This is a genomic window from Marininema halotolerans (assembly GCF_900116235.1).
Classification (GTDB): Bacteria; Bacillota; Bacilli; order Thermoactinomycetales; family DSM-45169; genus Marininema; species Marininema halotolerans.
Genome location: NZ_FPAA01000011.1, coordinates 55,597 through 70,900 on the forward strand (window position 1 = coordinate 55,597; position 15,304 = coordinate 70,900).

Genomic DNA, 15,304 nt, shown 5'->3' on the forward strand with positions numbered 1-15,304 from the left:
CGAGTACATTCTTCATTTTTGGATAAAAATACGTGAGAAGCTGATTGGCTATTGAAAGTTCGCAGGTTTTGGGTATAATGCAAATAGTGAGTAGAGGGCCTTCTGCGCTCTCTTTTGCGTGGATTCGGAAGCGCTTTCACCTCTTCCGATGACTGTAGATTCCCTCAACTTTTGAAATGTGGACTGGAAAGCGGGTGAACAACCATGTATATGACAGTAATCCTGGTCTTCCTCAGCATCCTAGCCGTCATGGGCACCCGGAAGAACATAAAAATGAGCAACAAACCGGGCCTATTGATCGGCGGTACTTTCACAGTTCTATTGGTACTTGTCACATGCATTGCCGTCTATGATGAAATCATCGGGATTCAATGAACGACGAGAAGCGACCCCATAATGGGGTCGTCTTTTTATTGCATAATTAATTAGACTTTATTAATTATGCAAAATATTTATCTAAATTTAGGCAGATCATTTACTTACAAAACTAGTTACTAGTACAAGAGAGTGGATCCCCTCTGAATATATTAGGAGAACAGAAGGATACATCCTAAAAAAGAGGGGTTAATGAATGAACATAAGAAAAGGGATATTTTATGTGAATAATGCCGGGTCAAATAATGTATCAGTCATTAACACTGCCATCAATCGTGTAGTAAAGACATTAAAAGTCGGAAGACGTCCCTATGATATTACTGAATCCCCCAACCTACGCTTTCTATATATCGGCAATAGAGGCTCGAATAATATTTCTGTTATCGACACTCGAATCAATAAAGTAGTAAACACCATTGCAGTAGGAAAAACTCCTAACGACATCGATTTTAACCCAAATGGGAAAACCATTTATGTTGTGAATCGAGGGTCAAATAATATTTCAGTCGTTAGTATTGCAAGAGGTCGCGTCATCGCTACGATTAAAGTGGGTAGAAGGCCTGAAACCTCCAGTTTTACACCTGACGGGAAGTATTACTATGTCCCAAATAGTGGGGGGAATACCGTCTCCGTCGTCGATGTAGCGAGAAGTAGGCTCTTCCAGACAATTCGAGTGGGTAATGGTCCCTTTCAAGCTCGAGTTTCTCCGGATGGGAAGTCTGTATATGTCTGTAATAGAAGATCAAACACCTTATCCGTAATCGAAGTAGCGACCAATCAAGTAATTAAAACAATTCGAGTCGGTAGAGGACCCACAAAAAATTACGTATCACCCGACAGTAAAACGATCTATGTAAGTAATACCCTTGCGAATACAATATCTGCTGTGAATGCCTCTACATTACGAGTGGTTAAGACGATTCGAGTGGGTAGAGCCCCTCGTGTAGGAATCTTCTCCCCAGATGGTTCACTGTATTACATGGCCAATACGAGAGGAAATACCATTTCAGTCATTAATGTTTCAACAAACAACGTAATCAATACTGTTAAAGTTGGTAGAAGGCCTGGTATCGGGCGTTTCACAGCAGATGGTAAATTTTTCTATATTCCGAATGCTGGTTCAAATACTGTCTCAGTAATTCGTGTGCCTGGGAGACCCAGAGTGATTGACACCATTTCTGTAGGTAGAAGACCCGTTCAAGGATTTATGCTAACACGCTAAAAAGTTGGAGGGGTTGTTATTGGGAAAGGTTATTCGCTCTAAAAAGGTCGTGAGTATACCTGAATCTTCTTTCGAATCTTCAAAAGGGAGAAATTATATAGGATTAACTCCCCTGTTAACCTTTGGAAGAAAAACTTTTGCTTGGGCTCGTTTGTTTAACCCAGCTAACTCCAAGGTTTGTCTGTTTTTAGATTTTTTCAACCTCACTAATCTTTCTACTTCACCCTTTACTGCAAATGGTTTTGCTAATGCCACCCCTCCAGGACAACCTCACCCTATACAAACTGGAAATCTAAAGCTAGATACTACAAGGCCCGCTAAAGGTAAATTTCAATTCAATTCTTCTGTGACACAATTCCCAAGAGGCGGATTAAACATTATCGACAGGCAAGTACCCTCTAATCAATCTGTAACCAGTGGTCAAATTAGTGGAAAAGTGATAATAACACCTGGGACATCCTATCTCTTTTTCCTAAGTAGCCCGCAAAAAGTAACAGCAAGGATTGGATTTGAATGGTGGGAAAAATAAATTAGAAAATTCATTACCCACCATTTTTACTCATTGCGCTTCTAATTTATCAATTGGAAGCGCAAAATACTTAATATTGCACAAAATCAATTCGTGTATTCAACGCTAGCCTAACACGGAGGTAAAAAATCTTGTCATATCCATTGCGAGATAAGTATATTCAAGCAAAAGCTTTAACTCAGAACCGCATCACAAAACGGCATTTTCCGTTAACATTAATTATGAACAAAAGTAATTTAAATAAGGTGATCCATCAATATAAATATTTTTATATAAAAAAGAGAGTTGGCTATGGTGGGCGAAATATTTTTGTGGTTAAATGCACATCCAATCAGTCATTTCTTCTAAGGACACCTAATGCAAAGAATATCATGCACCTACCCAACAAAAAAAGATTATTCAAGATATTAAATCGAAATCATTTAAATTCATATGTCATTCAGCAAGGAATTACAAGTCGAACCATTAGTGGGGACCCTTTTGATATACGCGTTCATACAATACGCCATCGTGAAGGTTGGCGAATAGGTGGCATGTTAGTTAGAGTTACCTATAAAGATGACCAGCTGACTGATCCTTCCGAAAGCGGATTCGTCATGCAATTGGAAGAGTTCTTATCGTACCATCTTCATCTAAAACCGCATGCAGTAAAGAAAATGAAAAAGAAACTAATTAACCTCTCGTTACAAGCCTCTAAGGTTATAAGTAAGTATTATCCTAATCGTAATCAATATGGTATTGATATAGGAATAGATAAACGTTATAAATTATGGATTTATGAAATAAATATTGCTAACCCAAACTATAAACCATTTAAGATGATTAGTCGAAAAATATATAGGAAATTAAAAAATCACAATACCAAACGAACTTAGTAGGGACAATTACCCAATAAAAAATCGGGGGCCATATTACAGCTCCCGATCTGTATCAGTATACAAATTCTTGTATTGTGGATCTACTTTAATACTCCTGCCGCATCATCTCTTCATCCAATGCTGAATCAAGAAACGCCTTTAGGACCTCCACATCATCTTTTTCCACCCCGAGCTTCTCTACCCAATCGCCGGTCAAAAGATCATCCTTATCCATCAACAGGAGTTTACCACTTTGTAAGCACGCAACCATGGTTTTTCCACCATAAAACTTATGGGTGTAAATCAGGGAAAAATCGTAACGGTTTACCTTTGCAGCAAGGCAGACATGACGCACAACTGGTTTTTCCGTCTCATCAAGTAAGTAGTCCAATGCCATGGATAACCCCTCCCTCTGATAAGAGCTCTGCACCCGATTGCTCCCCTGCCTTCTTACACTCTTTCCTAGGTTCCCCTATTACTTCGAACATTCCTTCTTCCTCACTATATCAAACCCTATACGAAAAAATTCCTCACAAAAATCCCCTTAACGATACAGTTACTAGAAGATTTTCACTGTATCTCAAGGGGGACAGGCAGCCGATATGGATTTTAGTTCACGGGATTATCTGGCGAATTCCGCATAATTGAATCCTTCGCTGAGGGGCCCGTCGGACCAGAATTTAACTCGCATTCTGATCCAAAACATGTACCTTGTGATGCATTCCCCCAACGATTGATGGCACCGCCCGTTGGATCCTTCTCATTCTTACCTTCAATGGTAGAGGAAAAGTCCCTTCTCATCCACGATGGGCTCGGACTATATGTCTGACCGTTATCCATTGAGGTAAAGGTTGATAACCCATTCTTCTCCCATATATTCCAGATGACCCCATCACTTGTGTAATCCACAACATCGATCAACCGTCCAAGCGAGAAGCCATAAACATGTTTGCCCTTATTTTTATACATGCCATGGGAGCCACGTGCTACATAGGCAACCGGATGAGTATCCTGGGTCTTCGGCGTATCCTTCCATGACATGCTTTCTCCACCACTATGAGCTGAGAAATACACATGGGTCGGAACTTGATCCGTTAACCGTACGGTAACGTGCTCCCAATCACCAACATGATTACCGATCGTATACCAAAATACTTTTTTCCCTTCATTGTAAGGATAGAATATCCAATAGACAATATCCACAACCTTATCGGAACGCTTGATATAATAGGCATAAACCTTTGATGCAGAGAGATCGCCTTTAAAGAATGAAAGTTTTGAATTTGTTGATTTTAATTTTTCGATGGTCCGTAGTGAGTACTGTCCATCGCGCATCTCTCTTTCCAAATACATAAATGAGTTATCCACTGATAACGGATAATAGTTTTCCGATTGATCAAAGATCAAGCGAGGTGCATACGTCTCGATCAATTGTTGCGGTTCCTTTGAAGAAGAGGATTTCACAGAGCTTGTCTTTGCTAACGCTCCATGTGAACCTACCAAAAAAAAGAGAAGAAACCCGATCGCAATCCTACGCATCATACTCATCACTCCTTATCCGAATCTTCTATCAATATATTGCATTCATGGACCTCATTTTTGTCCTCGATCACTCCCCTCTACTAAAGCTATTTTCACAATTTTATCAGACATAATCAACCAAAAAAAGTATAATATTTTGTAAATTTTTGTTGAAAAATCGATCTTACGATTCTCCACCAGAGAAGTAACCATGACAAAAAGCCTTTCATTTAAATCAGAAAGGCTTTTTGTTGTTCAGTTCAATTTTTCCTGCTTATTTCATTTAGATCGTGGACTCTGGCGTATAGGCTTCAAGCCGCTCTTTCACACGCGCAAGGAACCGTCCTGCCATTAACCCATCTAAGATACGGTGATCTAGGGAGAGGCACAAATTGACGAGATCACGGATAGCAATCATATCGTCTTTGATAACTGGCTGTTTCACGATTGATTCCATCGAGATAATCGCCGCCTGGGGCTGATTAATAATCGGTTGGGAAGCAATCGATCCGAAGGAACCTGTATTATTGACGGTAAAGGTGCCACCCGCAAGATCATCCATGGTTAGTTTGCCCGCTCGTGTTTTTTCCGCCAGATGATGCACTGCCTTTGCAATGCCAAGAATACTCTTTTCATCGGCATCCTTAATCACGGGCACATAAAGAGCTTCATCTGTTGCAACCGCAATGGAAATATTGATTCTCTTTTTTAGGATGATCTTATCGCCACCCCAGACTGCGTTCACTTTTGGAAACTCTTTGAGAGTATCGACAACCGCTTTAATAAAGAAGGGCATGTAGGTAAGAGATATCCCCTCTTGCTTTTTGAAATCGCCTTTGAGTTTTTCTCGCAATTTCACCAGCCCACTTACATCCGCTTGCACCATTGTCCACGCATGGGGAGCCTCGTGTTTGCTCTGCACCATACGTTGGGCAATGGTTTTACGGACACTCGACAGGGGAACTTCCGTATCCCCTGGTTCAAGTCCATGGGAAGGAGTTGACGTTTGAACCGGTGTACTCTCTTTTTGATTAAAGGTTGGGGTTGCTTCTTTCGTTTCATCTTGCTTCATGGATGGAACTTCCGGTGTAGTCGATGGCTGCCTTTGACTTGTACCACCGGATTCAATCACTTTTTGAATATCCTTCCGAGTAATACGCCCTCCTCGACCAGACCCATCCACCTGTTCTAAGTCGATATGATGTTTTTCAGCAAGTTGTAACACAGCAGGGGAGTAGCGTCGTTTCATCGAAGAATCGCTATTCGTTTCTGTATGTGAGGCTGCTGAATCTGATCTCGCTGTTGTTCCAGCATGATCATAAGCCGGCTCCTCTTTTTTTGCAGACGAAGCACCTTCTCCACCTTTGCCTTGCGCGTCATCGATGCGACAGATGATTTCCCCCACCGCAACGGTGACTCCTTCCTCTGTTACAATCTCTGTCATAGTACCACTCATCACTGCGGGCACTTCTGCGTTCACCTTATCGGTAGCCACTTCACACAGCGGTTCGTATTTATCAACGGAATCTCCTGGTGCCTTCAACCACTTGGTAATTGTTCCCTCTGTCACACTTTCCCCTAATTGGGGCATAGTAATATCCGTTGCCATCAGCTACTTACCTCCTCACAAACACCCAAAGTGCTTCCTTTATCCAGCATGCTAGGGACACCCTTAGAATTCTGCTAATTCACGAATGGCATCCTTCACCTTTTCAGGGTTTAACATAAATTCTTTTTCAAGTGGGGGACTATAGGGCATTGCTGGTACATCAGGACCCGCTAAACGGCGAATCGGTGCATCCAGTTCAAAAAAGGCATTCTCTGTAATGAAAGCAGAAACTTCTCCACCAAATCCACCTGTCAAATTATCCTCATGCACGATCAGGACCTTCCCTGTCTTAGCAGTCGCCTCTAAAATCGCTTCCTTATCCAGGGGAACGATGGTACGAAGGTCTAACACGTGCACGCTAATTCCCTCTTTTTCTAAATCCTCCGCGGCTTTCAGGGCAAAATGGAGGCTGAGGCCGTAGGAGATCACTGTCACATCATCCCCTTCTCTCTTTACCTCCGCTTTTCCAATCGGCACGGTATAATCCTCCGTCGGAACTTCTCCCTTAATCAGTCGATAGCATCGTTTATGTTCAAAGAAAAGTACCGGGTCCTCATCGCGGATCGCACTTTTTAGCAACCCCTTTACATCATAAGGAGTGGAAGGCATCACAATTTTAAGCCCTGGCACTCCTGCAAAAAGTTTTTCTACACTTTGGGAATGATACAAGGCTCCATGTACTCCTCCACCATAGGGAGCACGAATGACTAAAGGACAATGCCAGTCGTTATTAGAGCGATAGCGCATCTTCGCTGCTTCGGAGACAATCTGATTGTACGCAGGCATGATAAAGTCAGCAAATTGCATCTCTGCCACGGGACGCATTCCATAAACCGATGCACCGATTGCCACACCGGCAATCGCTGATTCAGTCAAAGGCGTATCAATCACCCGTTCGGCTCCAAACTCTTTATATAAACCATCCGTAGCGCGAAAGACTCCGCCCCGGACACCAACGTCCTCACCAAGAACGAAAACCTTCTCGTCTCGTTGCATCTCTTCTCGCAACGCCTGGGTTACAGCATCAATATAGGAAATGACCGGCATGGATGATTCCTCCTATTCCGCAAATACGTGGGTGTAGGTTTCAGATGGATCAGGGTACGGTGCATTCTCAGCATATTCCGTCGCCTCATCAACCAGTTGACGAATCTCTTTTTCCAACGCGTCTTCTTTATCAGCAGACAAAACGCCTGCCTCCTGTAGATATTTTTTAAACAAGACCAAGGAATCTTTCTTACGCGCTTCTTCTACCTCACCCATCTCACGGTAGGTCCGATCATCATCATCACTGGAGTGAGGGACAAGGCGATAGGCTGTTGCTTCAATCAAGGTAGGTCCTTCTCCTTGACGAGCACGAGCAGCAGCATCTCGTACTGCCGCATACACTTCTAGCGGATCATTACCATCCACAGAAATCCCTGGCATACCATACCCTTGCCCTCGAGCTGCCACACTTCCCCCTGCTAATTGCTTTTCAATCGGCACAGAAATGGCGTATTTATTATTTTCGCACATAAAGATGACAGGTAATTTATGAACACCTGCAAAATTAAGACCCTCATGAAAATCCCCTTGGTTACTCGAACCTTCACCAAAAGTCGTGAGGGAGACAAAATCCTTCTTCTCCATTTTCGCAGCTAGCGCCACCCCAACTGCATGAAGAAGCTGAGTCGTAACAGGGCTGGAGCCAGACACAATCCGATAACGCTTATCGCCGTAGTGACCAGGCATTTGCCGTCCTCCACTATTGGGCTCTTCTGCTTTGGCAAAAGCCGATAGCATTTGTTCTTTAGCCGTTTGACCAAAGGCCAATACCATACCTAAGTCGCGATAATAAGGGCAGAGCCAGTCCTTCTCTCGATCAAGGGCAAAGGCTGCACCGACTTGAATGGCTTCTTGCCCTTGACAAGAAATCACAAAAGGAATTTTACCTGCACGATTAAGTAACCACATCCGTTCATCAATCTTGCGAGCAAGTAACATGGTGCGATACATCTCTAATACGTGTTCATCACTTAAACCGAGTGCTTCATGACGAGATGTTTCCATTACGGATTCCTCCGATCCCATTCCTTCTCTTCGTCCTATCGAATCTTGTTCGTTATCCATGAATTTGTTTACCAAGAACTGCAAGGGCTCCCTCACCATAGATCTCAGAAAGCGTTGGATGAGGGTGTATCACTTGGCTAATCTCCCAAGGCGTTGCATCAAGCACTTTGGCAAGCCCTGCTTCAGCAATCAACTCGGTTGCATGAGGACCAATAATATGAACCCCTAATAAATCTTCTGTCTCTTGATCCATCACTAATTTAATAAAGCCATCCGATTCACCAAATACAAGGGATTTACCCGCTCCCCGTATTGGGAACTTACCCACCTGAACCGTATGCCCCTTCTCCTTTGCTTCCGCTTCAGAAAGGCCCAGGCTCCCAACTTCCGGACGACTATAGGTACAGCGTGGAATCATCGTCACATCCAAGGGATGAGGATGTTCCCCCGTCATATGTTCGACGGCTAATACCCCTTCGTGGGAAGCAACATGGGCCAATTGGTATCCTCCATTCACATCACCAATGGCATAAATATGCGACTCTGCCGTTTGCATAACCTCATTCACCTGAATATATCCATTATTTAATTGGATCGCCGTATTTTGCAAACCGATGTCTTCTGTATTCGGTTGTCGGCCCACTGAGACCAACATCCGTTCAGCAGATAGTTCCGTTGTTCCATCCTTTTTCTCAACAGAAAATTGAACGCTCTGCTCAGATACTTTTACAGACTCTGCTAGTAATTTGGCACCCGTAAGAATTTTCACTTTGCGTTTTTTCAAGAGTCGTGTCATTTCCCGACTTACATCGGCATCTTCAAAGGGAAGAATCCGGTCAGCAAATTCAATGACGGTCACTTCCACTCCAAAGTCATTCAGCATCGATGCCCATTCGATTCCGATGACACCCCCACCTACTATCGCGATGGATGCAGGTAAGGTTTCCATTTCTAAGGCATGATCTGAAAACATCACATGGCTCCCATCAATTTCAAGCCCTGGGAGGCTACGTGGCCGTGAGCCTGTCGCGATAATGACCTGTTGTGGAATGAGCATATCATTCTCTTTTCCATCTACTCGTTCAACAGAGATGGTACCTGGTTGCGGAGAGAAGATAGACGGCCCTAAAATCCGACCCGTACCGGTATATACATCGACCCCATTCTTTTTTAAGAGGTGTTGAACACCTTTGTGCAATTGGTCCTTGATGTTATTTTTCCGACTGTGAACCAGGTCGATATCCAGTTGGACATCCCCGACACGAACCCCGTAGGATTCACTGTTTTTCATTTCATGATAAACCTCTGCACTTCGAAGAAGAGATTTTGAAGGAATACATCCTTTGTGTAAACAGATGCCCCCTACCTTCTCCTTTTCAACTAACGCCGTTTTCAATCCCAGTTGAGCCGCTCGAATTGCCGCAACATACCCCCCTGGTCCTGCTCCCAATACGACTAGGTCATAGTTCTCTGCCATGGGTGATCTCCACTCCCTCCACCAACATCCCATCAGGATATCGCTTTGCTGACTCTTCTCTACGCATGACCCGAAGGGCCCCTTCAACTAATGCTTGTAACTCATTTTCACCAGGAAATACACAAACTTCTGCAATCCATGAGACACGATCCACAATCTCACGGACAAAACTCTTTCCGTAGGCAAGACCACCCGTGAGGATAATGCCATCTACTTTCCCTTTTAATACGACGGCATACGCCCCTATTTCCTTTGCCACTTGATAAGCCATTGCACTATAGACGAGCTGGGCTTCTCGATCCCCTGCTGCAATCCTCTCCTCAACTTGTTGCGCATCATTTGTCCCCAGATAGCCAACAAGTCCTCCTCGACCCACAATCATTTTCATAATTTCACTGGCAAAAAATTTACCCGAATAGCTCAACGCAACTAAGTCACCCACGGGTAACGTTCCTGCTCGTTCGGGTGAAAAGGGGCCTTCACCGTGTAAACCATTATTCACATCAATGACTTTCCCTTGGCAATGAGCCCCGATAGTGATTCCGCCACCCATATGAGCAACCACCAGGTTAAGTTCATGATAGCGCTTTCTTTTTTGCGCGGCAAACCGCCGAGCGGTTGCCTTTTGGTTCAATGCATGAAAAATACTTCGGCGTTCAATCTCGGGAACCCCTGAAATACGTGCAATGGGCTCAAGTTCATCCACAACCACCGGATCAACAATAAATGAAGGGATATGCAGCTTTTCTGCGATCTCATATGCAAGCACCCCACCAAGATTGGAAGCGTGCTCTCCAAACTTCCCTGAAGTTAAATCCTGTAGCATTTTATCATTCACAAGGTACGCTCCGCCAGAAATCGGCTGTAATAATCCACCTCGACCCACCACTGCACATAAGCGGGTCAAATTGATCCCTTCCTGATCCAATGTATCTAAGATCACTTGTTTTCGAAATGGATACTGATCAAACAGACTGGGATACTGTTCCAATTCCTCAGCATCATGTCGAAGGGTCTCCTCGAGGATTCTTTTTTCACTATCGTAGACCCCGATCTTTGTCGACGTTGACCCAGGATTGATCGCCAGTATCCTCATCGGCTCGCTCACTTATTCCACTCCGTTCTTAACGCAAGGTCATATTAATAATGTTGCGCTCGTTTTGTAAAAAGGGACTCCGTGATTGACGAATGGAGGCAATCCGTTCTTCCGCCATGCGATCAGCCGCCAAATATGAAGGAATGCGATCGCGTTTGGCAATTTCAAATACCCGCAAAATGGTGCCATAGATGCCTTCCACTCGTCGCATCGCACGTTCACGATTGTAACCGATCAACTCATCGGCAACATTGATGACTCCCCCAGAATTAATGACATAATCCGGTGCATAGAAAATGCCTTTTTCCTGAAGAATATCTCCATGTTCGTTATCTTTTAGCTGGTTGTTTGCGGATCCAGCAATGACTTTACACTTCAAGCGATTCACCGTATCATCATTGATCACCGCCCCTAACGCACAAGGAGAGAAAATATCGCAGTCAACATCATAGATGCTATCTGGGTCCACGGTTTGCGCATCAAAATCATTCACTGCGCGTGCTAAATTCTCTTGATTAATATCAGTAACAATTAACTTCGCACCCTCATCATGAAGGTATTTGCAAAGATGATAAGCCACGCTACCCACCCCTTGAACCGCTACGGTTCGCCCTTCAAGGGAATCATCACCAAAAGCCTCTTTTGCAGCTGCTTTCATCCCCATATAGCACCCGTACGCAGTGACAGGAGACGGATTTCCACTGGACCCAAACTCAGGGGATATTCCTGTAACAAATCGTGTTTCTTCATGGATTAGATCCATGTCCTCTACCGTTGTCCCCACATCTTCAGCAGTAATATAACGCCCATTAAGCCCTTGAATAAAGCGTCCAAATGCACGGAACATCGCTTCATTTTTATCGGTTTTTGGATCACCGATAATCACTGTTTTTCCTCCACCGAGATTTAGACCCGCAGCGGCATTTTTATAAGTCATTCCCCGTGCCAGGCGTAGGGCATCGACAATGGCATCTTCCTCAGAAGCATAGGTCCACATTCTCGTGCCACCTAGAGCTGGCCCTAAGGTTGTATCATGAATTGCAATAATCGCTTTTAATCCAGAGTTCTCATCCTGGCAAAAGATAAGTTGTTCATAATCGTACTTACTGAGATAGTCAAACAATTGCATAGGTGACCCCTCCTTAAGTATTACCTTTTCCAATAATCTGCTTGTAACACAGCCAAGGCGATGGAGTACAGTTTGGCTTCATGAGAATCTGCCCGTGAGGTAAGGATCACAGGGGCAGAGGCTCCCAAAACCAAAGCACCAATCTTCGCTTTTGCGAAGTAGACCATCGACTTATATAAAATGTTTCCTGCCTCAATATTGGGCACAAGCAACACATCCGCCCGTCCACCCACATCACTTTCGATCCCTTTGTGCTTTGCAGCCGTAACTGAGATCGCATTATCGAGCGCAAAGGGACCATCGATTAGCGCTCCTTGAATTTGTTTACGCCGAGACATCTGAGCCAACGCAGCCGCATCCAAGGTCGGTTGCATCGTTGGATTGACCAATTCTACCGCCCCGAGTACCGCAACACGCGGGAGAGCTTCTCCAAGAGAGTGGCAAAGTTGAATCGCATTCCGGATAATTTGTGCCTTTTCCTTTAATTCCGGGGCAACATTCAAAGCAGGGTCCGTCACATGAATGAGTCGATTATAGCCTGGGACTTCAAAAGTGGCGACGTGGCTTAAGACGTTCTTCCCTGCTCGCAACCCAGCCTCTTTATTTAATACAGCTCTGAGGAAATCGGCAGAGTGAACCATCCCTTTCATCACAACGTCAGCATCGCCTTCTCTTACCGCACGGACAGCATCGATACACGCTTTCATGGGATCCGGTTGATGAAAGATTTCACCTTCCCTTAGCGTTAAACCAATGGATTCAGTCAACTGTAGAATTTTGCCCCGATCACCAAATAATCGAAAGTGGGCAATTCCACGCTTTTTTGCATCGAGTACTGCCTCTAGAACCTCTCGATCATCTGCCGCTCCTACTGCTACCGTTACGGAAGCCATCGATTCTGCTCGGTGAATGACTTGTTCAAAAGAGCGTAATCTTTCCATCCTTTGCACCCCAATCCGACCAGATAGCGACACTTCATCGATCATGTCGAAGTCTATTTTTGTCGAATGGGTCTGCCACCATACTAAGAAGCAAATTCCATGCCAAAAATCCCTCTATGGTGGTGTTATTTAATATTATAGCTTTCCGATCTTAATAAAAGGCTTAATATCCATTTTATCCCTATCGGTAAATATCCTGATTTAACGCCGTCATACCGTAATTTATTCATCCTCTCATCCTGATTTTTTGTATTGATGAATCCACCTTCCCCTAGAATTATCCCTAGATTTTCTAGATGTCAGCAAAAATATGTGATGGCTGTCCCGTTGATTTGCCTCCTCATACTCTGCAAAATTTTGCAGAGTATTGATGATTATTTCCTGCAATTTTTTGCAGAGTAGAGGGAACGGGGTTATTCCGATGAGTCAATCCCATACTTATCGAGCTTGTAATAGAGATTTCGTACAGAGATCCCTAATTGACGTGCAGTTTCCGTTTTATTCCCCTTGCATTCTTCATACACTTTCCGGATGTGTAGTTCTTCCGCATCAGCAACAATCTGAGCAAGGGATCGCTTCTCCGATATCTTCGGAATGCTTTCACTTGTCGGGGGCTGTATACGCGGTGGTTCCAAGGAAAAGAGATGATCCTTCTCCATTACTCGTGTATGAAGAGGCATATGTATCATCGCTCTTCCCAAAACATTTTCAAGTTCACGCACATTTCCAGGCCAATCGTATCCATTTAATTTTTGAACCACATCGGGGCTAACATGAGCAACGTTCCGCCCATATTCTTGGTTAAATTTATTTACTAGATGATCAGCCAAGGCTCGTATATCTCCGCGTCGACTACGTAAGGGGGGGATTTGAATCGGCAAGACATTGAGTCGATAATAAAGATCTTCGCGAAATTTCTTCTCTTGCACAGCCTTCTCCAAATGGACATTGGTAGCAGCAATTACCCGTACATCCACCGGTATAGGTTTTACGCCACCGACATGAACCACTTCTTTCTCCTGCAAAACACGAAGCAGCTTCGCCTGAGTGATCAGGGATAACTCTCCGATTTCATCTAAAAAAATCGTCCCACCATCCGCCTCTTCAAACAGCCCTTTTTTCCCACCTTGTCGTGCGCCTGTAAAGGCGCCCTCTTCATAGCCAAATAATTCACTTTCTAGTAATGACTCGGGTATGGAAGCACAGTTTACACGCACAAATTGGTTATATTTCCGATCCGAATCATTGTGAATGGCGTGGGCAAACAGCTCTTTACCTGTTCCAGATTCTCCACGGAGCATCACCGTCGCTCTCGTATGGGCAGCTCTGCGCGCATCTTCAATCGCTTTTTGCATCTCGCCGCTACTGCCGATAATATCATCAAAGGTGTATTTCGCTTCAAGGGTACGGATAATTCGGCGTGCTCGATCCAATTCATTATTTAGCCGCTTAATCTCAGAGAGATCGTGTATGGTACCGACACTCCCCTTGAGCTCACCCTCCACAATGATTGGGGCGACATTCACTGCTACATCCTTCCGCCTTGGCCCCACTTTCATCAAAACGCCTCGTACCGGTTCTCTCGTTTTTAGGACCTTCATATGCATACTTTCACCCTCAGAGATATCGGTATCCGCGGGTTTTCCGATGACTTCTTCAGGTAAGAGTCCAGTCAAACGGGTATAGGCAGGATTAATCAGTACTCCTTTTCCTTCTGTATCAACCACTGTAAAGGCTTCATCCGACGAATCAATAATCGCTTGTAACTGTCCTTTCAGATGACTCAAATCCGCGACTTGTTGCGTAAGGGACAACACTTCTGTCATGTCGCGAAAAACAGCCACCGCACCGATCACTTTTCCTTCTCGATCAGTCACAGGCTTGCGGTTGGTCACGATTTTCTTTCCATTCGGCAAAATAAGCGGGCAATTCAATTCTGTTTCACCCGTTTTTAGCACATGATCCAGACGCGTATTCGGAGATACATCCTCAATTGCATGCCCCATCACTTTTTCTGGGGCATGTCCAATCAAGCGTTGAGCCGCTCGATTGTATAACGTAACCTTTCCTTCCGCATTGACTGCCATCATCCCATCATGGGTCGAATGTATAATCGCATCCAATTCCAATTGACGCATTCGCCAAGCTTCAAACCACTGCTCTTTTTCTTCAATCAACTGGATAATCAGATTTGCAACCGCACCAGAGACAACCAATGTGTTTGTATTCGATGCGATCTCGCACAGTTTTTCAAAGACTTCCGTAACCCCTGTCGCTTCCAACACAACGTCTGGAGGTTCCTTGATAAAAAAGGGGTAGGGATCGCTCCCTGTCGGGATTCCGTGGCGTATGGCCTCTCCCACCGCAGGAGCATTCGGATTAATATCGACCACTCCTGTTACCTGAATCCGATTCAATTCTAACAAGGTATGAAGAAGGGCTGTACCACCTTTACCACCACCAACGATTAAAAACCGTTTCATATCCGCCCCTCCC

General features: G+C 44.3%; 13 protein-coding genes. 3 read left to right on the top strand and 10 right to left on the bottom strand.

The window, feature by feature from the left end:
• Positions 1-571: 571 nt before the first annotated feature.
• The 3 genes from CHX35_RS13980 (at position 572) to CHX35_RS13990 (ending at position 3,001) form a co-directional block, all read left to right on the top strand.
• Positions 572-1,597, top strand: coding sequence for a YVTN family beta-propeller repeat protein (locus CHX35_RS13980; RefSeq protein ID WP_091838376.1), 1,026 nt, complete (start codon positions 572-574; stop codon positions 1,595-1,597).
• 19 nt (positions 1,598-1,616) lie between these two features.
• Positions 1,617-2,126 (top strand): DUF6143 family protein, encoded by a 510-nt coding sequence (locus tag CHX35_RS13985; RefSeq protein WP_091838378.1) that lies wholly within the window; start codon positions 1,617-1,619, stop codon positions 2,124-2,126.
• 131 nt (positions 2,127-2,257) lie between these two features.
• Positions 2,258-3,001 carry a YheC/YheD family protein gene (locus tag CHX35_RS13990; RefSeq protein WP_176392091.1) on the top strand — a complete coding sequence of 248 codons (744 nt, stop codon included), beginning with the start codon at positions 2,258-2,260 and terminating at the stop codon, positions 2,999-3,001.
• 88 nt (positions 3,002-3,089) lie between these two features.
• Here CHX35_RS13990 and CHX35_RS13995 read toward each other — a convergent pair whose 3' ends face one another.
• The 10 genes from CHX35_RS13995 to CHX35_RS14040 form a co-directional block, all read right to left on the bottom strand.
• Positions 3,090-3,380: an SAV0927 family protein gene (locus CHX35_RS13995; protein WP_091838381.1), complete on the bottom strand. Its 291-nt coding sequence runs from the start codon at positions 3,378-3,380 to the stop codon at positions 3,090-3,092.
• A gap of 212 nt (positions 3,381-3,592) precedes the next feature.
• Complete coding sequence (locus CHX35_RS14000; protein WP_176392092.1) at positions 3,593-4,525, bottom strand: Vps62-related protein; 933 nt, start codon at positions 4,523-4,525, stop codon at positions 3,593-3,595.
• 262 nt (positions 4,526-4,787) lie between these two features.
• The gene (locus CHX35_RS14005) at positions 4,788-6,113 is read right to left on the bottom strand and encodes a dihydrolipoamide acetyltransferase family protein (RefSeq protein ID WP_091838383.1); all 1,326 of its coding nucleotides are present in this window, start codon (positions 6,111-6,113) and stop codon (positions 4,788-4,790) included.
• Between the two features lie 63 nt (positions 6,114-6,176).
• Positions 6,177-7,160 (bottom strand): alpha-ketoacid dehydrogenase subunit beta, encoded by a 984-nt coding sequence (locus CHX35_RS14010; protein WP_091838384.1) that lies wholly within the window; start codon positions 7,158-7,160, stop codon positions 6,177-6,179.
• A 12-nt stretch (positions 7,161-7,172) separates the two neighbouring features.
• Positions 7,173-8,165, bottom strand: a complete 993-nt coding sequence (locus CHX35_RS14015) for a thiamine pyrophosphate-dependent dehydrogenase E1 component subunit alpha (protein WP_091838508.1) — start codon at positions 8,163-8,165, stop codon at positions 7,173-7,175.
• Positions 8,166-8,217: 52 nt separating this feature from the next.
• The gene (lpdA, locus tag CHX35_RS14020; protein ID WP_091838385.1) at positions 8,218-9,642 is read right to left on the bottom strand and encodes a dihydrolipoyl dehydrogenase; all 1,425 of its coding nucleotides are present in this window, start codon (positions 9,640-9,642) and stop codon (positions 8,218-8,220) included.
• Positions 9,626-10,738: a butyrate kinase gene (gene buk, locus CHX35_RS14025; RefSeq protein ID WP_091838511.1), complete on the bottom strand. Its 1,113-nt coding sequence runs from the start codon at positions 10,736-10,738 to the stop codon at positions 9,626-9,628. The genes lpdA and buk overlap by 17 nt, the downstream gene beginning before the upstream one ends.
• A gap of 28 nt (positions 10,739-10,766) precedes the next feature.
• A complete protein-coding gene (locus CHX35_RS14030) occupies positions 10,767-11,867 on the bottom strand; it encodes a Glu/Leu/Phe/Val family dehydrogenase (RefSeq protein ID WP_091838386.1) in 1,101 nt (366 codons plus the stop codon).
• A gap of 20 nt (positions 11,868-11,887) precedes the next feature.
• Positions 11,888-12,808, bottom strand: coding sequence for a phosphate butyryltransferase (locus tag CHX35_RS14035; protein ID WP_091838514.1), 921 nt, complete (start codon positions 12,806-12,808; stop codon positions 11,888-11,890).
• A 413-nt stretch (positions 12,809-13,221) separates the two neighbouring features.
• Complete coding sequence (locus CHX35_RS14040) at positions 13,222-15,291, bottom strand: sigma-54 interaction domain-containing protein (RefSeq protein WP_091838387.1); 2,070 nt, start codon at positions 15,289-15,291, stop codon at positions 13,222-13,224.
• Positions 15,292-15,304: the final 13 nt, after the last annotated feature.

What these genes read in the sequence shown, in the direction of transcription:
- lpdA (WP_091838385.1), bottom strand. Translation starts at nt 9,642, where the DNA reads ATGGCAGAGAACTATGACCTAGTCGTATTGGGAGCAGGACCAGGGGGG.
- CHX35_RS14035 (WP_091838514.1), bottom strand. Translation starts at nt 12,808, where the DNA reads ATGGAAAGATTACGCTCTTTTGAACAAGTCATTCACCGAGCAGAATCG.
- CHX35_RS14030 (WP_091838386.1), bottom strand. Translation starts at nt 11,867, where the DNA reads ATGCAATTGTTTGACTATCTCAGTAAGTACGATTATGAACAACTTATC.
- CHX35_RS14015 (WP_091838508.1), bottom strand. Translation starts at nt 8,165, where the DNA reads ATGGAAACATCTCGTCATGAAGCACTCGGTTTAAGTGATGAACACGTA.
- CHX35_RS13995 (WP_091838381.1), bottom strand. Translation starts at nt 3,380, where the DNA reads ATGGCATTGGACTACTTACTTGATGAGACGGAAAAACCAGTTGTGCGT.
- CHX35_RS14010 (WP_091838384.1), bottom strand. Translation starts at nt 7,160, where the DNA reads ATGCCGGTCATTTCCTATATTGATGCTGTAACCCAGGCGTTGCGAGAA.
- CHX35_RS13980 (WP_091838376.1), top strand. Translation starts at nt 572, where the DNA reads ATGAACATAAGAAAAGGGATATTTTATGTGAATAATGCCGGGTCAAAT.
- CHX35_RS14000 (WP_176392092.1), bottom strand. Translation starts at nt 4,525, where the DNA reads ATGATGCGTAGGATTGCGATCGGGTTTCTTCTCTTTTTTTTGGTAGGT.
- CHX35_RS14040 (WP_091838387.1), bottom strand. Translation starts at nt 15,291, where the DNA reads ATGAAACGGTTTTTAATCGTTGGTGGTGGTAAAGGTGGTACAGCCCTT.
- buk (WP_091838511.1), bottom strand. Translation starts at nt 10,738, where the DNA reads ATGAGGATACTGGCGATCAATCCTGGGTCAACGTCGACAAAGATCGGG.
- CHX35_RS14005 (WP_091838383.1), bottom strand. Translation starts at nt 6,113, where the DNA reads ATGGCAACGGATATTACTATGCCCCAATTAGGGGAAAGTGTGACAGAG.